Annotated in this window: 10 protein-coding genes; all 10 read left to right on the plus strand. The window is 47.8% G+C overall.

Annotated elements, in window-relative coordinates:
* Positions 1-20: 20 nt before the first annotated feature.
* A complete protein-coding gene (rhaM, locus tag BC792_RS00305; protein ID WP_148906991.1) occupies positions 21-332 on the plus strand; it encodes an L-rhamnose mutarotase in 312 nt (103 codons plus the stop codon).
* Positions 333-349: 17 nt separating this feature from the next.
* On the plus strand, positions 350-3103 hold the full coding sequence (locus BC792_RS00310; RefSeq protein ID WP_148906992.1) for a glycosyl hydrolase: 2754 nt from the start codon (positions 350-352) through the stop codon (positions 3101-3103).
* A gap of 246 nt (positions 3104-3349) precedes the next feature.
* A complete protein-coding gene (locus tag BC792_RS00315) occupies positions 3350-6529 on the plus strand; it encodes a SusC/RagA family TonB-linked outer membrane protein (RefSeq protein ID WP_148906993.1) in 3180 nt (1059 codons plus the stop codon).
* A 137-nt stretch (positions 6530-6666) separates the two neighbouring features.
* Positions 6667-8175, plus strand: a complete 1509-nt coding sequence (locus BC792_RS00320; protein WP_148906994.1) for a RagB/SusD family nutrient uptake outer membrane protein — start codon at positions 6667-6669, stop codon at positions 8173-8175.
* Between the two features lie 252 nt (positions 8176-8427).
* Positions 8428-9459: a GntR family transcriptional regulator gene (locus BC792_RS00325; RefSeq protein ID WP_148906995.1), complete on the plus strand. Its 1032-nt coding sequence runs from the start codon at positions 8428-8430 to the stop codon at positions 9457-9459.
* 453 nt (positions 9460-9912) lie between these two features.
* Complete coding sequence (locus BC792_RS00330) at positions 9913-13041, plus strand: SusC/RagA family TonB-linked outer membrane protein (protein ID WP_148906996.1); 3129 nt, start codon at positions 9913-9915, stop codon at positions 13039-13041.
* An 88-nt stretch (positions 13042-13129) separates the two neighbouring features.
* Positions 13130-15202, plus strand: coding sequence for a RagB/SusD family nutrient uptake outer membrane protein (locus BC792_RS00335; protein ID WP_211357428.1), 2073 nt, complete (start codon positions 13130-13132; stop codon positions 15200-15202).
* A gap of 896 nt (positions 15203-16098) precedes the next feature.
* Complete coding sequence (locus BC792_RS00340; RefSeq protein WP_246154724.1) at positions 16099-17211, plus strand: glycoside hydrolase family protein; 1113 nt, start codon at positions 16099-16101, stop codon at positions 17209-17211.
* Between the two features lie 25 nt (positions 17212-17236).
* Positions 17237-18637 (plus strand): glycoside hydrolase family 28 protein, encoded by a 1401-nt coding sequence (locus BC792_RS00345; protein WP_148906998.1) that lies wholly within the window; start codon positions 17237-17239, stop codon positions 18635-18637.
* A 2-nt stretch (positions 18638-18639) separates the two neighbouring features.
* Positions 18640-22239, plus strand: a complete 3600-nt coding sequence (locus tag BC792_RS00350) for a DUF4450 domain-containing protein (RefSeq protein WP_148906999.1) — start codon at positions 18640-18642, stop codon at positions 22237-22239.
* Positions 22240-22262 lie beyond the last annotated feature (23 nt).

The following is a 22262-nucleotide window of genomic DNA, read 5'->3' on the forward strand; positions in this document are numbered from 1 at the left end:
GGAAATAAAAAAACAATAACATGCAGAAGATTGCTTTTAAAATGAAATTGAAGCCGGGTATGAAAGCCGAGTACGAAAGACGGCACCAGGCTATTTGGCCTGAGCTTGTTGCACTGTTAAAGGAGAGCGGTATCTCCGATTATACGATATTTTTGGATGGGGAATCTGATACGCTATTTGCGGTGCAACGACTTACCGACAGCTCTTCCCAAGAGCTCGGTAAAACGGAAGTCGTCCAGCGGTGGTGGAAATATATGGCTGATATTATGGAAACAAATCCTGATTATTCACCTGTTTCGACTCCGTTGACGCAGGTATTTCACTTAGACTAATTGACCGGGGGACAGATATGAAGAATATTTTAAAGAGAAGATATTGGATTACTTTGTGTTGTCTGTTGATCCAGACCTCCCTGTGGGCGCAGGGACCTTGGCCGGAAGTAACCAAAGAAATGAAGCCTTGGACGCGATGGTGGTGGCTAGGCTCGGCAGTAGACAAAGCAAACATACAACGCGAACTTACATTGTTTGAGTCGGCCGGTTTCGGCGGTGTCGAGATAACGCCGATTTATGGAGCCAAAGGATATGAACACCGGTATATTTCGTTTCTGTCGCCTGAGTGGATGGATATGCTTTCGTTCACCGTCGAGCGGGCCAATGGATTAGGGATGGGGGTCGATATGAACTTAGGGACCGGCTGGCCATTTGGAGGTCCTCAGGTGGACGAGGAATACGCAGCGACAAAATTTTTCCTGGACGAGATTCTACTGCGGAAGGGGGAGGTGCTCGGTTTTCCGTTAACGGTTAGCGATGCGAAACAAAGCTACAGCAAACTGCAGGCGCTACGCGCTTTCAAAGCAAACGGAGAAGAAATTGATCTGGACAGCTACCTGGATGCGCCCCGCGGCACGTCGTGGACGGCCCCCGAAGAGGTACGTGTCGTGGCGCTTTTTACGGGGCGGACGCGACAGAAGGTTAAAAGAGCAGCTCCCGGCGGAGAGGGATTCACGTTGGATCACCTCGGTGCACGTTCCGTACAGCATTACCTTTCCCGGTTTCAGCATGCGTTTCAAGGGAGGTCTGTCCAGATCCGTTCGTTCTTTAACGACAGCTATGAGGTCTACGGCGCAAATTGGACGGACGACTTCTTAACAATATTTGAACGTAAGAAAGGATATAGACTACAAGACCACCTCCTGGACTTTGCGGGCAAAAGCGGTAATAAAGATAAAGAGTCCCGTATTAAATCAGACTATAGAGAAGTAGTAAGCGCGGTTCTGCAACAAAACTTTCTTCGCCCATTTACCGGGTTCGCACGTAAGTATGGGGCCATGTCTCGAAATCAGGCTCATGGGTCGCCAGGCAATCTCATTGATTTATACGCGAGTACAGATATTGCAGAGTGTGAAACGTTTGGATCCAGCTTGTTTGGTATTCCAAACCTGCGCAGAGATAGCGCGGATGTGCGCAATGTGGATCCCGATCCGATGATGTTTAAATTCGCTTCATCCGCCACACATACCAGTGGGAAGAAATACACGTCGTCCGAAACGTTTACCTGGCTGACGGAACATTTTAAAACATCTTTATCGCAGGCAAAGCCTGAGGTAGAACAACTGTTCCTGGCGGGCGTGAACCATGTATTTTATCATGGAACTACCTATTCTCCTGCAGATGTACCGTACCCCGGGTGGTTGTTTTATGCATCTGTCAATTTCACGACCAACAATTCATTCTGGCCCCATCTCTCAGGGCTGAACAATTATGTTACACGGGTGCAGTCTATTTTGCAGACGGCAGGGCCTGATAATGAACTGCTGGTTTATTGGCCGATTTACGATATATGGCACGATACCGATGGGGCATTTAAGCAACTGAGTGTACATCATGTCGATAAATGGCTTCATCCGACGGCGTTTTATAAACAGAGTGTTTATTTACAGCGCGCAGGTTATAGCTTTGATTTTGTGACAGACGCCATCCTGAGCGGTACAGGGGTAAGGGACGGCCAGCTAGTGACTTCAGCGCATGCCGCCCCGTATAGAGCCTTGTATGTACCTGCTTGTAGGTACTTTTCGGAAAAGACGCTGTCCCATCTATTGCAGTTGGTGGAAGAAGGAGCAACTGTGTTTTGGGAGGCAATACCTGAGGATGTGCCCGGCATGGTAGACGTGAGCGGCCGGCGTGAACTGCTGCGGAACCTGTTTGAAAAGGCCGGCTTGAAAAGTGATGACAATAACCAATATGTCCGTTACGGGAAGGGTAAAATGTATTTGACAGCCGATATCTTGTCGGCACTGGAGACAGAGCAGATTCTTGCGGAGCGTTTAGTACGGGCGGGGCTGAAATTCAACCGGCGGAAGGCCGGCGATGCCACCTACTATTACCTTGTCAACCATACTGCTGAAATCATCGATGAGAAGGTGTGGTTGAATGCTTCGGGACACACGTATACGCTGCTGGATCCACAGACCGGCCAGACATTCGGACTACAGAGCGACAGCGGTTCCGTGCGGATCCAAATACCAGCCGGCTACGCGTGGATCATTAAAGTTGCGCGTGGGCAGCAGTCGGCACTGCCTTATCGCTACGTAGACAGCCTTCAGGAGGGCCAAATGCTTGCGGGCCCTTGGCGGGTAAGCTTCCCAGCGGGGGGACCTCGTTTACCGCGCTCCCGCTTACTTGATAAGCCTGACTTCTGGACAGCTTGGAACGATCCAGTTGCTGATATATTCTCCGGAACCGGTATTTACGAGACGACTGTGCGGATCGCCAAGGACGACACGAAGGCATACCTTTTACAATTGGGAGCTGTAGCAGAAAGTGCCTGCGTATATGTGAATGGCCAACGGGCAGGTATTGTCTGGGCAAACCCCTTTCAACTGGAGATAGGAGGATGGTTAAAAGATGGCGACAACGAGATACGGATTGAAGTTGCCAATCTAATGGCGAACCGAATCCGCGATCTGGACCGCAGAAAAGTGCCTTGGCGTAACTACCACGAAATCAACTTTGTTAATATCGACTACAAAGACTTTGATGCCAGCGGGTGGGCAATCATGGACAGTGGGCTGAAGGGACCGGTCCGGCTGCTTTCGTATTAAAGAGGAGATAACTAGGGGCTGGAAAACCAAAAATATTCTCGCCGTAAACCGAAAACGACCGTCTTTCTTAGTCGGTCGTTTTTATATGGTTTTGTTACACAAAATAGTCGACGGAGAGCGTAAAATCCCGAGGTTGTGGCGTTAGACCGCTGTGCATGAAAGCGCATGACAGTTGTTTTGCTTTCAGTAATTACATTCGTTGCCAATAGCCCTATAAATCTAATTGAGTAACTAATTTATAAATCTATGAGAACAAAAATCTGGTTAAATTGCCTATTAGCCTGTTTGTTTGCTTTCGGCTCGTCGGCATTCGGACAGCAGTCTATTAAAGGAAAAGTACAGGATGAATCTCAAAAGCCTGTTGCAGGTGTCTCTATTAAAGTGGAAGGCGACGGGCAACGGTCAGCTTCCTCGGATATGAATGGAGAGTTTTCTTTGCCGGTGAGCATCGGCGAAACCTTATTAATTTCCTCTGTGGAATATGAACCCCAACGGATAACCCTGAATAGCTTACAGCCCCTCGTGGTCACGCTACGGGGAAAAGACGAGCTATTAGACGAGGTGGTCGTGATAGGATATGGTTCCCAGCGCCGTTCAAATTTGATAGCGCCTGTTTCCAAGTTTAATGCCGAGGGATTGGAAGAGCGGCCGATGGCCAGGGTAGACCAAGCGTTAGTCGGACAGATGTCGGGCGTTCGCGTGAAGCAAACGACCGGAGTTCCAGGAAAAGGGCTTAGTGTACAGGTGCGAGGTTCCGGCTCTATAACTGCTGGCAGCGAGCCGCTGTATGTTATCGATGGCTTTCCGTTAGCAACAGCAGCGCCAAATGGGTCCGGTAATTATGCTTCCGGAAACCCTTTGGATAATATCAATCCGAATGATATTGAATCTATCGAAGTGCTGAAAGATGCCTCGGCGGCGGCTATCTATGGTTCCCGTGCCGCCAATGGTGTGGTATTGATCACGACGAAGCGCGGAAAGTCTGGCCAACCGAAAATTTCCTTCAATACCTATCTAGGGGCCTCGGAAGCTTACAAAAAACTGGATATGCTGGATGGACACGAATGGATTGATCGGGCAGTAGAAATGATCGATGCGCAATGGGAGGCTTCTGGTTCGGGAAGATCCGCCTCCCAGAGTATGGAGGAGCGCCGGACGATTCTTGGCCTGTCGCCGGGAACCTACAATACGTCCTACATGTATGACGAGCGCTGGTTGCAGGATGGCCAGCCCGGGCTACACCTTATCAATTGGCAGGACGAAGCATATCGCAGGGGGCTTGTTCAAAATTACCAACTGGCGGCATCAGGTGGTACCGACTTTGTTAATTATTATATCTCGGGCAACTACATGGATCAGAAGGGGATTGTGAAAGGACTCGATTATAAGAACTATGCATTACGGGCGAATGTTGATGTAAAGGCGAGTAAAAAAGTTTCATTGGGTATGAATCTGGCTCCGACGTATTCTATCATGAACGACCCCGGAGTGGAAGGGAAGGATAATATCATGCATCAGATCTACTCAATGACGCCTGTTCAGGATCGTGCTCCGGGAATGGTTAATGTTTTTGAGAACGAACGATACCCATGGAGCACCTCGACCAATGATCCGATAGCGAAGCTAACCAATTATGTTGGGGAGAATAAAATCGCGCGGGTATTGGCAACCATGTATGGACAATACAACATCTTAGATAACTTGATCTTTAAAACCACTGTCAACTTCGATCATGCCGATCGTCAAGGTTTCAGCTTTATCCCATATACCGTTGCCGGTACGTTGGCGAACCGTGTCAATAACCCTAACCAAGCTACCTATGGAGCAAATAACACGTATAGAAAGCAGACTTTTGTGAATGAGAACACATTAAACTATAACTTAGAATTAGCGAAACACAGCGTACAGGCATTGTTGGGGCACGCTTATAACTACGACAGGTTGGAAACCACATCCATGAACTCCCAGGGAGGATACACCAACAGCACAATAAAGACGCTGAATGCAGCGGTCGCCACTATATCATCGACGAACGCTACAAAAAATCTGATGCTGTCTTATTTCGGTCGGGTTCAGTACGCTTACGATAATCGATATTTGCTCTCGGCTAGCTTACGGCGCGATGGCTCTTCCCGTTTCGGTACGAACACGAAATGGGGATGGTTCCCTTCATTATCGCTAGGTTGGCGCTTATCCGAAGAGTCCTTCCTCCAAGGGTCGGATGTGATCCAAGACCTGAAGATTCGGGGAAGCTACGGAGAGTCTGGAAACAACAATATCGGCGATTATAGCGGAATAGCAACCTTGGGCTTTTATAATTATTCTTGGAATGGGGCGTCAGCGCCAGGGCAAGCTCCAAGTAATATTATTAACCCGGATATAACCTGGGAAAAATCGAGAACATACGACCTGGGGCTGGACTTTGCATTCTTTGGTGCCAGGCTATCAGGGTCATTTGACTGGTACACCAGAACAAGCAGTAACCTGTTGTTGAATGTTCCGGCGATGTATGCTACCGGTTTTTCCTCTTTTTTAGATAACGCTGGAGAGGTCAAGAGTCGTGGCTGGGATTTTGAATTGACATCAAGAAACATACAGCGGGGAGACTTTACCTGGTCTACGTCGCTGAATATCAGTCATAATACAAATAGGGTGACAAAACTGGTCGGCGATCAGCAACAGCTGCTGATTCCGTCCTCGTTTGATATTGAGCACAGTATCCTCCGCGTGGGCGAACCGATGTATAGCATCTTTGTGGTGCGACAGGACGGAATACTCAGCCAACAGGATATTGACAATGGCGCTCCACTGTACGGCAGCCAGCGGGCGGGAGACCCGCGTTATGTTGATGCCAATGGAGATGGCGTTATAGACGGTGACGACCGAGTCATTGTCGGTCACCCTAATCCGAATTACGTTTGGGGTATCACCAATGATGTTCGATATAAGAACTTTGACATTAGTTTTCTATTTCAAGGGCAACAAGGCGGACAGCTATATTCTTTATTAGGGAGGGCATTAGGAAGGACCGGACAAGGGTCTAGCGACAACGCGCTGGGCTTCTATCGCGATCGTTGGCGGTCGGCGGAGGATCCAGGCGACGGCCGCGTGGGAAAAGCTTACTCTACATTTGGACGCATAAAAAATACAGATTGGCTCTATTCTTCCGACTATTGGCGCTTGCGTAATGTTACGTTAGGGTACAACTTTAAAGATCTTCGGCTCGGCGGAACATCCCGTCTCAATACTGGCCGTGTTTATATGACGCTGGAAAATTTCTGGGGCCATGACAAGTACGATGGCGGGCTGAATCCTGAATCGGCGAATACCAACCTCAGCGGCAGCAATACTTATCCGGAAGCGGGCGACTACGGTGGATTAGCCCTGCCGAAAACGATCACTTTCGGTATCAACCTGACGTTTTAGAACCTATGAACGAGGGAATCCGCAGACTTCTACAGCCGAAGGTGGCATGACCGGGAAACATGAGCTCATGAATACCATAGAAATACAAACGCAAATGAGTAATGTCTTTGAAAATAAGACACTAATGAATAAATAAGATGAAAAGGATAATCTATATAATATTTAGCATAGGGCTGTTTACGGCCTGCGACATGGACCTGAATCAGCAACCCATTTCGAGTGCAACGTCTGAGACGTACTTTCAGACCGTAAACGATTTTACACAGGGGCTAAACGCTGTCTATAGCGCAGCGCGGGCTTACCCAGATCGTTTACTTAACCTGTCAGAGACGCGCTCCGATAACCTATATGCCGTCTCGGACGGAGGGGTCCGGGATTGGGAAGGAATAAACAGTTTTCATAAAACCATCGACGCCAACCCCTATGTGATCGAAGCATGGCAGAGCAACTTTACAGGTATTTTTCGAGCCAATAATTATTTGGATCAGCTCGCGAGTAAAGGAGAGTCTGTCATTAGTGACCCAAACCTACGACGGCATCTGGAAGGACAAGTCCGCTTTTTACGAGCGTTCTTTTATTTTGATTTACTACGTTACTTCGGTAAAGTGCCAATAATCGATCGCGTCGTTTCTGCTAGCGAAGCTAAGACGATTCCCCGTAGCTCCGTAATCGATGTTTATAATTTCATTATTCAGGATCTCACGACGGCAATTGACTATTTGCCAGCTCCCAGCGAATATGCTCCGGCCGACAGGGGACGGGCAAATGTGTACGCAGCAAAGATGTTACTAGGACTGGTCTATATGACCCGTTCTGGACCAGACTTGAACGTGGATGGTGCTGGGTTGAATAGCAATGAGTGGAATTTAGCTGTTGAGCAGTTTAATGATATCATTGCAAGCAATGCATTTGAGTTTTTGCCCACCTATAGTTCAATCTTCGATTACAATAACGAACGCAATAAAGAAGTTATTTTTAATATAGAATACTCCAGTGGATCCAATCCGGTGGTGGGAGCGACGTTTCCATGGGTACTCGTTCCTGATACGTGGTTCCAATCATTGGGATTTGCCACACAAGGAGGGCTGACGATACGGCCGGTTTCCAGTGACCTGCTTGAGAAGTACGCAGACATCGATGTCCGTAAGTCATTCAGCATCCAGCGTGGATATACGTACGGCAACGTCGTGGAAAACCGCGCTTTTATTAAAAAGTTTGTGGACTTGACTAAGGTGCCTACGACCAGTAGGATGGACTGGCCAATTAATTTTATCGTTTTCCGGTATACTGATTTGCTGATGCTCAAAGCGGAATGTGTGCTGAAGGGAGCGGCCGGGAACACGGCAACAGATGTCGATGCCGTGGTAAATAAGATTCGTGCACGGGCGGGATTAACGGAACCACTGACGGGGGTCACGTTGTTACAGTTGTTGGAGGAGCGACGTAGGGAGCTTATTGGTGAAGGCTCGCGATGGTTCGACCTTATCCGTTCAGGTTTGGTCGAGTCAACAATGAAGTCTTGGATCAGTAGGGAAGACGAAGGGGGGCAGATGGAGGATTTTCGCATAGAATATGTCCTTTATCCCGTGCCACAATCGGAATTGAATACCGCCCCGGGGCTATACGAGCAGAATGACGGGTATTGATGGTTTGGAATACTTAAAATAATCGGCTCTCTGAAGAGATTTGTCATGCTGGGCATGTTTCGCATAGTGTTCAGCATGACAACAATCTGATCTTCGACTACGCTAGAACGGTTCACAGCTCCTATGTTGTAACGACTCCTGACTTTCACGGCTCACCAAGCATAAATGAATATCGAATAGAATTTACTGGCTTCAAAACATTGTATTTTTTAAAAAAAAGCGTTTCCTTAGCGCTATCTATGTGGGGGAAACATGAACAATTCTGATTTTATCAAAAGCATCCAAATAAGTGATTTTTCATCAACGCCGAAATATTTACAGCTGGCTGATGCCGTTATTGAAGGTGTTCGGGATAATCGGCTAAAGCTAGGAGATATCCTGCCTTCTATTAATGAGCTGAGCGTTTATTTGGATATATCGCGTGACACGGTCGAAAAAGGGTACAAGCACCTTAAAAATTTGGATATTATTTCCTCGACGCCCGGAAAAGGATACTTCGTGGCTAAATCTGATGTTGTCAATAAACAAAAGATTGCCCTGTTTTTAAATAAGCTCAGCGCACATAAGAAGATCGTATACGATGCATTCGCCCGTGAATTAGGAGACGAAGCTTCTCTCGACCTGTTTGTGTACAACAGCGATATATCGCACCTACGGAGTCTATTGCTCAACCTCACCAAACAATACGACCGGTACGTCGTCTTCCCCCATTTTAAAGAGGGACGGGATCAGGCTCCTGAAGTGTTGGCATTGATACCCGCGGATAAATTAATGCTTCTGGGCAGAATGATAGAAGGAGTAAAAGGCACCTTCGACGCTGTCTATGAAAATTATGAAAAGGACATCTACGAGGCATTAGAAAAAGCACTTGAGCCGCTTGCCCGCTATAGGACATTAAAGCTCATTTTCCCCGATAACAGCGATTACCCAAAGGCTATTATCAAGGGGTTCTATAAGTTTTGCCAACAATACGCTTTTGACCACATTTTGGTGGGCGATTTATCGAAAGAATCGATAAGAAAAGGAGAATGTTACATCAACCTTGCGGAAGATGATCTGGTACTTCTCCTCGAGAAGTGTATTGCCAAAGAATTTGTTGTTGGACAGGACGTGGGCATCATTTCCTATAATGAGACGCCCTTAAAAAAGTTTATTCTTAATGGGATAACGACCATTTCTACCGATTTCGAACTCATGGGCAAGTATGCTGCGCAAATTATAAAAGGCAACGGGCAGAAGCAGGTCGAAGTTCCTTTTTACATCAATATTCGCTCCTCGATCTAATCTCATCCTGCTTTGTCGCAAGCGGCTCCCTCTGTAAATCGTGCAGAAGCAACCATAGACTGACCGGAATCCCATTTCGCTTACATTTTTTCTCTGTTGGGGGCAGGATACGGCAGGTTGCCGGCATTTCGTCGTTTATCTACCTTGCCTTTGTGTTTGGAGGAAATAACTGTTTTTAAAGTACAGGCAAGAAGATAAACCGCACCATCTCATTTCTGTTCCAGTCTACTTGTTAGGCCGATCACACGGGTACGTGCGGGGGGGGGGGGAATGCGGCTGTAGCCTTAATATAGGCCGATCGTGTACCGGGGCTTTGGCGCTGCTAACCAATGAAAACTTTTCCGATGAACACGTACGATTATAAACTAAGATGACAGCTGAACGGCAAACGATAACCATAAAGAATGGTTGTGCACAGCAACCTTCGATAACGATCATAAAAACACAAACCAAATGAGAACAATGAAAGAAGCAAGCTTTATGCATGTGCTAGGAAAGCACGTTTTATTGGTATGCTTGTCCTGTTTGCTGGCCTTCACGGTGCGGGCGCAAACAACAGTTACAGGAACGGTCAGTGATACCGAGGGTCGCCCTTTGGCAGGAGTTACGGTACAAGTTAAAGGTTCCACGGTGGCGTCGACGACGACGGTTGCGGGAACCTTCTCGATTCGGGCGCAGGGGGATGCCACGCTAGTATTCACGATGGTGGGATTCAAGCCTGTTGAAAGATCCGTGGCTGGGCAGTCGAGAATAAACGTGACGCTGGAATCTACCGCGGAAGAAGTGGAGGAAGTCGTCGTCGTAGGTTACAATGTCGTAAAAAGGTCGGATGTAACCGGGGCCGTCTCCAGTATAGGTACAAAAGAACTAAAAGCAATGCCAGTAAAGGACGCATTACAAGCTATGCAGGGAAAGGCTGCCGGGGTGGATATCACGTCTAATCAACGTCCCGGTACAACGGGAGATATCCGTGTCAGGGGTGTTCGATCGCTTAACGCTGACCAAGGGCCTTTGTATGTCGTCGACGGCATGATTTTACAGACAGGAGGTATAGAGAATATCAATCCAACGGATATTGAATCCATTGATATTTTAAAAGATGCTTCTGCAACGGCGATTTATGGATCTCGTGGCGCAAATGGTGTAATTCTTGTATCAACAAAAAGGGGTAAAAGTGGCCGCTTGACCTTGGAGTACGCCGGAACGGCAACGTTAGAAAGGATGTATGACGTCACTAAATATATGGACGCGGCGGAATGGCTGGACTATGCCCGTTTAGCTAAGACAGGATCAACTACGCCAACGTATGAATCAGATTTCAGCCGTTGGGGTTCAGTTCCAGCTTCCTGGGCTAACATCGCAAAAGGTTGGACACAGAACAATACGGTGTGGGATCCTACGCTGGTTGGCAACTACGATTGGGGCGCTCATGGGCGGGAGGATGCATTGTCTACGGAGCAGACGCTAAGCGTGTCGGGAGGCGGCGAGCATTCGCAAGGATACGGCTCCTTCGGCTACCTAAAACAAGATGCAACACAGCCGGGGCAGTTGTTCGAGCGTTTTTCGACGAAGATAACTTTTGAGGCGGCTCCCGTAAAATGGTTCAGGATGGGAACCTCGATAAATGTAGCCTATACCGATCAAGATTACGGATATAGTTTTACAAAATCCGTAACGGGTGCAGGTGACTACTATAATGCTTTACGAAGTATGTTGCCATGGACCGTACCGTATGACGATAACGGGAATTATATTCGAAATCCGGCTGCAGGAGATATCAATATTATCAATCCTATCCGTGAACTAGACTACAATACTAATCAACGACAGACCTTTGTAGCAAATGGAAGCTTCTTTGGCCAATTGGACTTCGGAGAGATTTTTGATTTTCTTAAAGGCTTCCGCTACCGGATGCAATTCGGTCCGGAGTTCAAACATTATCGCTTGGGTATAGCCAATGCTGCTGAGGGTATAAATGGAGACGGTAATAACGCTGTGAGATACAGCCCTGAAAGGCGGCTGGCGTGGACGTTGGACAACCTGATATATTACGATCGCGATTTTGGCAAAGACCATCATATAGGCCTCACGTTACTTCAATCAGCTTCCGCATATCACTACGAGAACGCCGACCTCAGAGCTACCGATGTGGTCAGTTCCGAGGAACTATGGTACAATATTTCATCGGGCGGATTTGTCGGAAGTTACGCTACAGGTTTGGTGGAGAATCAGATGGAGTCATATATGGCGCGCATAAACTATAGTTTTAAAGATCGCTATTTATTGACCGCTTCTATGCGTTGGGATGGAGCATCACAGCTGGCTCCTGGACATCAATGGGCCTCGTTCCCCTCGGCAGCTCTAGCTTGGAGAATAGATCGTGAAGAGTTTATGAAAAATGTCGATGGCGTGAGCAACTTGAAAATAAGACTAGGAGCAGGGGTAACAGGAAATGCGGCTATCGGTGCGTACGCCACAAAAGGAGGCTTAACACAGGTATTCTATAACTGGAGTTCGACAACTTCGTCTCCTGGCTACGTTGCATCTGATCCGTCGGCCGCAAACCCACAAAGGATGGCCAATCCCCGTTTAGGATGGGAGAGAACAACCCAATACAATTTCGGAATAGATTATGGATTTTTCCACAACAGAATTAACGGAGCGGTAGACCTATATACTACAAGGACAAACGATCTTTTGATGTCGATGATGCTTCCGTCCGTATTAGGGTTTACGTCAACCTATGCCAATGTCGGTAAGACTAAAGGATGGGGTATTGATCTTCAGCTGAATACCTTGAATATAGACAGGCAAGACTTCCAGTGGGCGACGACATTTACCTGGTCGAAAGACAAGAGCGAAATCGTGGAGCTATCTAATGGACGTACGGAAGACGTGAATAACAGATGGTTTGTCGGAGAGGAGATCTTAGTGCCTTACGACTTTGTATATGACGGGGTCTGGAAAACTTCGGAAGCTGAGGAGGCTGCTAAATTTGGCCGCAACCCCGGACAAATCCGGGTGCGAGATTTGAGCGGCCCGAATGGCGTTCCAGATGGCGTAATCGACGGAAGCCATGATAGGCAGATAGTAGGTTCTTACCGTCCCAAATGGTCGGGAGGTATAAGTAATACGTTCAATTACAAGAACTTTGAATTGTCTTTTTTTATTTACTCTCGCTGGGGATTTACGGTCAACGCGGGTGCCGCGACGTTAGACGGACGCTATATGCAACGTAAATTGGATTATTTTATCCCGGGCGTGAATGAGGACGCCGAATATTACCAACCGGGGTCAAACGGAGAAGCTGCTGACACATATGCATCGTCAATGAACTACCAGGACGGTTCATTTATCAAATTGAGAAATGTAAGTTTTGGATACAATTTTCCGCAGCCGAAAATCCAACGACTGGGTGTCAGCAATCTTAAAATCTATGGTCAGTTGATGAATCCCGCTATGCTGTATAGTAAGGTAGATTTCCTCGATACGGATCTGTCAAATTATGATAACAACCGAACTTCGGCAGGGTCGCCGACAACGATTAGGGGGGTGGTAGTAGGACTCAGCGTAGGATTTTAACATGAGCCGTTGAGGCTCTACGAATAAATGGGCATCGGAATAATATAATACACAATTAAGCTCTTAAAAGCATAAAAAAATAATGGAAATGAAAACGATATATCACAACATATCAGTAGCGTTAGTGTTAGGAGGGCTGGTAGGGATGACCTCATGTGGCAAGGATTTTCTGAAAGAAGATCAAATTACAATACCGGACACAGAGCATTTTAAAACCCAGCAAGGTATAGATGATCTAGCTACCGGTACTTATGCTAAACTCAAGTTTAAGTTTAACTATACTTGGGGAATGGCATTGTTTAATTTGGGAGTAGACGAATTTACGGATGCGAATAATCCTTCGCCAAGTTTCAATAGCTATAGTACCGATTTGAATGCCTCTGAAACCACTTATGGCGGTAATAATATAGCTCCTTTTTGGGACAACATGTATAGCGGGATAGAGTCGGCCAACACGCTAATACAAAACGTACCATTATACTACGACCAGTCGAGTGTTAATTACAATACGCGTCTGGGGGAGGGGCACTTTATGAGAGGTTACTTTTACCTACAATTGATCGCGCAATTTGGCGGTGTACCCTTAAAGTTGACACCTTCGACAGGTGTAGAAACCTATTTTACCAGAGCTACTGAAGAGGAGGTTTTCGCCCAGGTGATTGCCGATCTGGAAAAGGCATATGATCTATTGCCCCCTACCGTGTCAGAATTCGGACGTGTCACCAAATGGGCCGCTGCGCATTATTTGGCTAAAGCCCATCTGACACGTGCAAGCGAATTATACAGCTCGTGGAACACAAACTATATCAGCGGAGATCTTGATTCCGTAATCAGATATGGTACTGAGGTTGTGAATGCCCATCCCTTGGTAGACGATTTTATCAAGTTGTGGGATTACCAAGTCGCTAACGGAGCCAACGAGAAGGTATCGGAAGTTGTGCTTTCAGCCCAGTTTTCCGATGATCAGGCTACGTGGGGGAGATACGGCAACCAAATTCATTTATATTATCCCTCTGTTTATCAGGATCTCGCAGGTACGAGCCGCGATATATCAGGTGGAAGAGAGTTTTCTTATGCACGCGCTACAAACTATACAATGGATGTCTTTGATCGTGTCAACGATTCGCGCTTTTGGAAATCGTTTATAACAATGTACGGATGTAATAATACAAATGGAGCGCCCGTCTGGACGGAGACGAATGCTCCATTGGGGCCTGTTGGAACTGTTGCTGGAACGAAGAGATTTAGGGGAGGAGAATTGGCCATTAAGTATATAGTCAATAACGCTGGAGACAGCAGGTATACGAAAGTGCCCAATGACAACACAGGTGTCCTGAAGGATGGAGTTATGCAAAATACGCATACTTTTGTACGTTATTTTAATGGGGAGGCTCAGGCATGGGTAGGTCAACATGGGAATAACGGCTATTTTGGTGTGCAATCTAGATCCGTCGCTCTATCTAAGTTCCGAGACGGATACCGTGTGAGTATTGCATCTCAGTTTGGTACAAGGGATGCTATAATGGCCCGTTCCGCCGAGGATGTGCTAATGGTGGCAGAAGCGTATATACGTAAGGGCGAAGCGGGATATCCGGATGCCATTTTGTGGATTAATAAACTGCGCGAACGTGCCGGCTATAAATCAGGAGAAGACCGCTCAAAGCATGTTGACGGGGGGCAGGCTTATAAAAATAATTCGTACGCTGTCGGAAAAGGGGGAGGATATTCAGCCGATGGAGCGGTATATTGGGAGCGGAACTCGTATTACGAGTCAAACAACGACATGGAACAAACGACGGCGCCGACGTCCATTATTTTAACTTCGGTGAATGACATTTATAACTCCCCTGTCGATAAACCAATCTATGAAAAGTTGGGGGCAACGACCAACGCTCAGAAAATGATGTGTTTTTTATTAAATGAGCGGACCCGTGAACTTTGCGGCGAGCTTCATCGTTGGGAAGATTTAGCCCGCACAAGAACCTTAGAAGCTCGGTGGAAGGCTTTCAATGACGGCTACACGCGGGGAAATACGGTATTCAGCGCGAATACACATTATTACAGGCCAATACCTCAGTCGTTCCTGGATGCGATTACCAACCAAAGTGGGAGTACATTGAGTCCGTCGGAAAAGCAGGCCATGCAAAACCCCGGCTATTAGTTTCGCTACTATATCTTTAACAAAAGCAGGCTACCAAAAGACTAGCCTGCTTTTGTTTTTTCGGGAAGTTAGCTCCTTTATCAAATTCCAACACTATCCTTAGTGTGAAGCGGAGCGTCACTAAGGATCTTAGGATAAAAGGGAGTCTGAGACTCCTGTTTATGGCCGGTCCGTAGAGACCGCTTCGCTAACTCTACCGACAGTGTGGAGCTACCTTTGGAATTTATATTGAGACTCTTCGGAAGCTGTCCCGAATAGGAGTCGAAGCAGTCTCGAAGCGTACCCGAACAGCACAACAGAAAATTATAATTTCTGCTCCGCAGAGCTCATATACCTTCAGTAGGTTTTAAGTACTCCTTAAGTACTGATGAAGTACTATTTACGCAACTGTTGCGTAAGCGAAAATAGTATGATTAGCATACGGAAAAGGTATTACGAACGTATGAGCCCGTGGAAGGAGAGAACATGTCGCTTTTTGATAATCAATACTATCCTTAGTGTGAAGATGAGTGTCACTAAGGATCTTAGGATAAAAGGGAATCTGAAACTCCTGTTTACGGTCCGGTCCGTGGAGACCGCTTCGCTAACTCTACCGACAGTGTGTTTTTTTTCGGGAGCATACCAGTCATCAGAAATGCTATTAACCTCAGTTCGATTAAAAACGACCTCGTAGAGGTCAAATGTTTATAAACTATACGTGTTGTGGCCAACATCTGGATAGCGGTTGAGTTCGGGCTATTTGTAAAAAAGCTGTTAATCATGGCTGGCAGAGCTTTGTTGTGCGCTTTCTGCGCTCTTAACCTGCAGATTTTCAGGACAGCGCAGGATACCTTTCGATTCTGTTTTTAATATCTTGGCGAGGTAAACCTAGAATGCTAACACGACAAATGTAAACCATGATGCGGATCGAGGAACAAGAAGATCGTTATTCACGTAGATATTTTATTCAGTCGGGTGTGCTGCTGCTTGCCGGTATATTACAGGGAAATAACCTGAAGGCGTGGAATACGCATTCCGTACCGGCACCGTCCCCAGCTTTTACATTGAAGCCTATCGGACGGACGCTACAGCTTGACGAGTTTTATATTTGGTGTTCTTCCCCCATTTGGGGGGAGGATGGCAGGGTACACCTTTTTTATTCGCGGTGGAAAAAGGAAAAGGGTATGAGTGGCTGGATCCGCGGATCCGAGATCGCGCATGCTATTGCCGACACACCTTATTCCTCGTTTAAACATCATTCGGTAGTTCTTCAACCCCGGCCTGGTCATTGGGATAGTACCACATGCCATAACCCGTTGATAAAAAAAATTGATGGTAAGTACTATCTTTTTTACATGGGGAACTCCAACGGTAAAACTGATACGAAACGTATTGGCGTTGCCTACGCTGAGCGTCTTGAAGGGCCATGGCATAGACCCGACCAGCCCTGTCTGTTGCCCGGAGCTACAGGATCATGGGATGACCATTGTACTACAAATCCGGCTTTGCTGCGTGGGCACGATGGCAAGTATTGGATGTTTTACAAATCGTGGAATACGTCTGAGTATCAACAAGCCACCGGCGCCGTACGGGGAAATCGGAAATACGGGTTAGCAAAGGCGGACCATCCGCTTGGTCCTTACGAAAAGGTATCGGACAATGCGGTCATCGATTTTTCGGACAGACCGAATAATGCGCAGCTTGAAGATGCGTTCGTCTGGGAAGAAGATGGGACCTACTTTATGGTGGCGCGGGACATGGGCTTCTACAACCACGAATTTGGATTACTCCTGTCTTCCAAGGATGGTATAAATTGGTCGGAACCCAAAGTGGCTTACCTGGATATGAAGTCCTACGTGTCGGAAGGGAAGCCGGCGCCGCACCTGAAAAGATTTGGTAGGCTAGAACGGCCCATGTTCCTGCTAGACGAGGTAACCGGTAGGCCCCGATTCCTCTTCGGCGCGACGCAGGGGGGCGATTACGCTACGTCGACGGCTTTTGTCTTCGAAATCCTCTCTTATAAACTTTAATGATTGATAACCAAACGATGCTATAATGAAGAAGTTGACTATTTATTTGTTGCTCTATTGTATGTGTTTTGCAAGCCAAGGGCAGGAAAAGCGCTGGGTATCCGCGGAGCAGCCGCTTGCGGAGATCGAAAACCTCAAAAAGCAGATTGTTGCTCCAACCTTCCGAAAGAAAGACTATATCATTACAGCCTATGGTGCTAAGGGTGATGGTGTCACGAAGAATACCGAAGCGATTGAAAAGGCTATAACCCGGTGCAGTGAAGAAGGCGGCGGACGCGTCGTGGTGCCCCCAGGCGTGTTTCTAACAGGAGCCATCTATCTGAAAAGTGATGTCAATCTCCATGTGAGTGAAGGAGCTACCTTGCTGTTCAGTCGTGACAGTTCGGATTATCCAATTGTGTTTACACGATGGGAGGGCATGGAATGTATGAATTACTCGCCGTTTATCTATGCCTACGGCGAAAAGAACATTGCCATTACCGGAAACGGTCTGCTCGATGGAAATGCAGACGACGATCACTGGTGGTACTGGTGCGGAGCCCGAAAATATGGTTGGAATGAGTCCCGCCCGGGAGAACAGAAGCCGGCACGGGCGCTTTTACATCAGCAGATGGCTGACGAAGTCGACCCTAAGACCCGGATATATGGTGATGGACATTTTCTCCGGCCGAACTTTGTACAGCCTTACCGTTGTACAAACGTGTGGATAGCCGACGTGAAGTTAATAAACGCTCCCATGTGGAACCTCAATCCCGTTCTTTGCGAGAATGTGCTTATCGAGCGGGTGAAAGTGGTAAGCCATGGGCCTAACAATGATGGATGCGACCCGGAAGCAAGCAAGAACGTGTGGATCCGCGATTGTTACTTCGATACCGGCGACGACTGTATCGCCATTAAATCCGGAAGGGACGAAGACGGGCGGAATATCGGAAGGCCTGCTGAAAACCATATCATCGAGAACTGCATGATGAAAGATGGGCATGGTGGCGTAGTCATAGGCAGCGAAATTGCCGGCGGTGCGAGAAATATTTACGCATTAAACAATACGATGGACAGCCCGAACCTTGATCGCGCATTACGTATCAAAACGAGCTCCAGCAGGGGAGGCGTGATAGAGAACGTGTTTTTTTATAATACGGAAGTCGGGCAATACAAGGAGGCTGCGGTACGGTTTAACATGTTTTATGAAAAGCCCGGAAAGCATATCCCAACCATACGGAATATCTGGGTAGAAAATCTGCGCGTAAAGGGCGGAGGAAAATACGCCGTATTATCGAACGCTTATGAATCATCACCCGTCACGGACTTTACGATGGTCAATTGTCAAATAGATGGAGTAGAAGAGCCGTACAAAGTGAATTTTTTAAAGAACGTAACGCTGAAGAACGTGATCATTAATGGCCAGCCGATTACCTCATTCGATTAATTATGTGGCGGATACTTCTATGCAGCTTTTCCCTTTTGGCCACTTGCTTATGTGAGCTCGTGGCCCAATCCAGGCATTGGCAGCAACAGAAACGATCGCTGCATTATACGGAGGATAACGGCGATTTCTTGCTGGTAAACGGAAAATACCGGTTCAACAGAGCGTTATACGGCGACAACCGTGCTTCCCGGGTGGAGGCCGGCGACCTGCCGGAGTTCGCTTTATACCTGCCCGGTATGGGCGGCAATTTGCAGTTCGTCATCCGCCGTGGCAACCAGTATAAAAAACTGATCGATGCCGCTAAGATCGAGACCCGCTATCGGGTAGGGTCAATGCGTTACACTATTTCGGATCCGCTGCTGGGGAAAGGGAGCCTGCTCATCACCGTCTTGGCGCAGCATGGCGCAGAGGGGATGGTGCTCAAAATTGAAGGGCAACAGATTTCCGGAGATAGTCAGCTTTACGCCATTTATGGCGGCGCCAGCGGCAAAACGTTTAGCCGGAACGGTGATATCGGGGCGGATCCTGAATCTGGGTTTTACCTGTTGCCAACCTATGCCGCGCATAATCAGTTTGTGGTATCCGGCAAGGCTTTCGCGTTACGTTATCGGGGTAAACGTGAGGAAGAGCAACACGTACATGGCGCTTTTTCCGGAAACGCGAAGTTACATATCACGGACGCTACGGTATTAGAGCGCCTACACGACATAGAGCGCGTGCAAGGAGCACAGGCTCCTGTGCTCGCTGCAAAGTATGAGCGGATAGACGGCCCTATATACATCCAAGTGAGCAAGGGAAAGCCGGGGGCGGGCCTATCGGACGAAAATCTCAAGCTTCTTTTCGAAGGAGCAGAATCTAAAAGACAATCGCTGGCAGATCGGATACGATTACGCACGCCTGATCGCTTTATAAATAACTTTGGGCCCGCGCTTGCCGTTGCTGCCGACGCCATTTGGGAAAGCCCTACTTTTCTCCATGGCGCGGTGGCCTGGCGCATGCGTTTAAATGCTTGGCGCGGTGCCTATGCGGCAGACGTGCTGGGATGGCATGACCGTGCGAAAGAGCATTTTTCCAGCTATGTTAATTCTCAGGTGATCTCGCCTGCGGAAGGGCCTGTCGTCATGGATACTGCCCTGCATCTCGCCCGGCATGCGGAGACGATGGGGACCGCTGTCTTCACAAGTGGCTATATTTCGAGGAACCCAAACAACAATACGGTTCCCCACCACTATGACATGAATCTCGTGTTTTTTGATCAGCTGCTTTCTCACTTTAACTATACGGGGGATCTTGAATACGCGCGGGAAATGTGGCCGGCGATCGTCCGTCACTTAGCATGGGAAAAGCGAAATTTTGATCGGGACGACGATGGATTGTACGACGCGTACTGTGCCATCTGGGCCAGCGACGGACTACAGTACGCAGGAGGAGCGGTAACCCATACTTCAGCGTACAACTACCGGGCAAACCGTGCCGCTGCTAAGCTGGCAACGTTAATCGGTGAGAATCCCAAACCCTATAACGACGAAGCAAATAAAATTGAAAGGGCGCTGCGGGAGCGCCTTTGGCTACCCCATAAAGGGCATTTTGCGGAATTCCAGGACCTTTTAGGCAATCGCCTGCTACATGAAAAGCCCGGCGTCTGGACAATTTACCATGCCGCTGACGCCTGCTTGCTGAACGATTTTGAGCACTATCAGAACACGCAGTATGTGTTAAACCATACGCCAAAGATTCCTATCCGCGTCGATGGACAGGCAGAACATAATCTATATACGTTGGCGACAACAGATTGGCAGCCCTACACTTGGTCAGTAAACAACGTAGCGTTGGCTGAAAACCTACAGACGGCGTTGGCTTTTTGGCAGGCCGGACGGAATGAGGACGCTTTTTTATTGTGGAAAAGCAATATTGTAGAAAGTATGTTCAACGGCATCAGTCCCGGAAATTTTCAACAACTTTCCCACTACGACGCATTTCGAGGAGAGCTTTATAGAGACTTCGCAGATCCCATTGGTGTGGCTGCACGTACGTTGGCAGAAGGCCTTTTTGGAGTACGTCCGAAGCTGATAGACAATGTTGTCGAGATCCGTCCCGGCTTCCCTTCGTCCTGGGACTTTGCAGAGTTGGATATGCCCGCATGGCAATATAGCTATCGGAAAGCGAACGGAAACATACAGTTTGATATACATACCCGGTATCAAAGACAGGTACGCCTACAGATGGAAGTTCCTGTAAGTTCTGCGCGGATCTCGGCAGTCCATGTAAACGGTGAGCCTGTAAGCTGGACGATAAAAAAGTCCGCTATCCAAAGGCCGGTTCTGGTATTCGAAACATCTCCTTCGGTAGATTTTCATGTAGAGATCCTCGGCGAGGGGCAGCTACCGTCGGTAGGCGGGGAGAAGGTGATCCACCCGTATACCGACACGTTTAGTTGTCCTTTGCCTCCTGACGTGGCAATCGGCGAAGTCTACGACCCGCAGAGGCTTCTTGCCGCTCATCAGGAGGACAGATTCGTCTTTATTCCCGGCCGTCGCACAGGAACGTTTTTTATCCAACTCTTAACGGGTGGCCTGTCATGGTGGCACCCTGTGAATATAGAGCTTGTTGAACCAGTGTCCCACCACTTTAAGTCGCAGGGCAATAGACATGTTTTACAATTAAAAAATAACGGTGACAGAGCGATTTCGTTGGCCGTTCAGGGAGAAAACTTTTCCCGCAAATTAACGCTGGGCGGTGGCGAAGAGGCCGACATGGAGATTCCCATCACGTCCCTTTCAAGAGGTACAAACCGCTTCCGTCTAGAAACGGGAAATGCCGCGTGGGAGGTGCAGCACACCGCATGGGAGGTACAGCGGGCTGAAAGCTATGTTACGACCGACTTATCTGGCCATTACAACGCAAGCTTGACCGATATCTTTGAGCAGAAATACCTAGCACCGCGTCCTGAAGGACCTACATTACAGTTGCCGTGGCAAGGTATAGGAAACTGGTGTTATCCGTTAACGACAGCTGTAATCGACGATATGGGGTTGATGAACGCGAGAAAAGATGATGTCGTACACTATCTCGACATTCCTTTTCTGATAAAAGGACAACAGCGTAATGTGTTATATACCAGCACATGGGACAACTACCCGACTAAAGCCAGCATCCCGTTGCGGGGAAAAGCACGCAAAATATATCTTCTGATGGCGGGATCGACCAATCCGATGCAGTCGCAGCTCATCAATGCGAAGGTCTTGGTGACCTACAGCAACGGAGAGGCTGATACATTGATGCTTAAAAATCCGGTCAACTGGTGGCCTATCGAACAGGATTATCTGGACGATAATTACGCGTTCGAGATTGCCGATGACCTAATCCCCTATCGGATCAAGCTCAAGACAGGCGAGCTATATAGAGGAGGGGCTCTCAAGCAATACAGCGAAATCAAAGGGTTTTCAACCCGGGCTGTCGATGGAGGAGCCGCCACGTTGGTAGATCTGCCGTTGGACGGGACTAAGGAGCTCAGCTCGCTCACCGTGTTGGCAGAGGCTAACGATGTAGTTGTCGGTCTTATCGCGGCAACGCTATTAAGGTCTTCTGACAATACCAACTAGAGATCAACTGGAGATAATTGGAG

The sequence above is a fragment of the Sphingobacterium allocomposti genome (assembly GCF_008124885.1).
In the GTDB taxonomy this organism is placed as follows: domain Bacteria; phylum Bacteroidota; class Bacteroidia; order Sphingobacteriales; family Sphingobacteriaceae; genus Sphingobacterium; species Sphingobacterium allocomposti.

Bases quoted from the DNA above. Each gene is read 5' to 3' on its own strand.
- BC792_RS00325 (WP_148906995.1), top strand. From the start codon at position 8,428: ATGAACAATTCTGATTTTATCAAAAGCATCCAAATAAGTGATTTTTCA.
- BC792_RS00350 (WP_148906999.1), top strand. From the start codon at position 18,640: ATGTGGCGGATACTTCTATGCAGCTTTTCCCTTTTGGCCACTTGCTTA.
- BC792_RS00320 (WP_148906994.1), top strand. From the start codon at position 6,667: ATGAAAAGGATAATCTATATAATATTTAGCATAGGGCTGTTTACGGCC.
- BC792_RS00315 (WP_148906993.1), top strand. From the start codon at position 3,350: ATGAGAACAAAAATCTGGTTAAATTGCCTATTAGCCTGTTTGTTTGCT.
- BC792_RS00340 (WP_246154724.1), top strand. From the start codon at position 16,099: ATGATGCGGATCGAGGAACAAGAAGATCGTTATTCACGTAGATATTTT.
- BC792_RS00310 (WP_148906992.1), top strand. From the start codon at position 350: ATGAAGAATATTTTAAAGAGAAGATATTGGATTACTTTGTGTTGTCTG.
- BC792_RS00345 (WP_148906998.1), top strand. From the start codon at position 17,237: ATGAAGAAGTTGACTATTTATTTGTTGCTCTATTGTATGTGTTTTGCA.
- BC792_RS00330 (WP_148906996.1), top strand. From the start codon at position 9,913: ATGAGAACAATGAAAGAAGCAAGCTTTATGCATGTGCTAGGAAAGCAC.
- BC792_RS00335 (WP_211357428.1), top strand. From the start codon at position 13,130: ATGAAAACGATATATCACAACATATCAGTAGCGTTAGTGTTAGGAGGG.
- rhaM (WP_148906991.1), top strand. From the start codon at position 21: ATGCAGAAGATTGCTTTTAAAATGAAATTGAAGCCGGGTATGAAAGCC.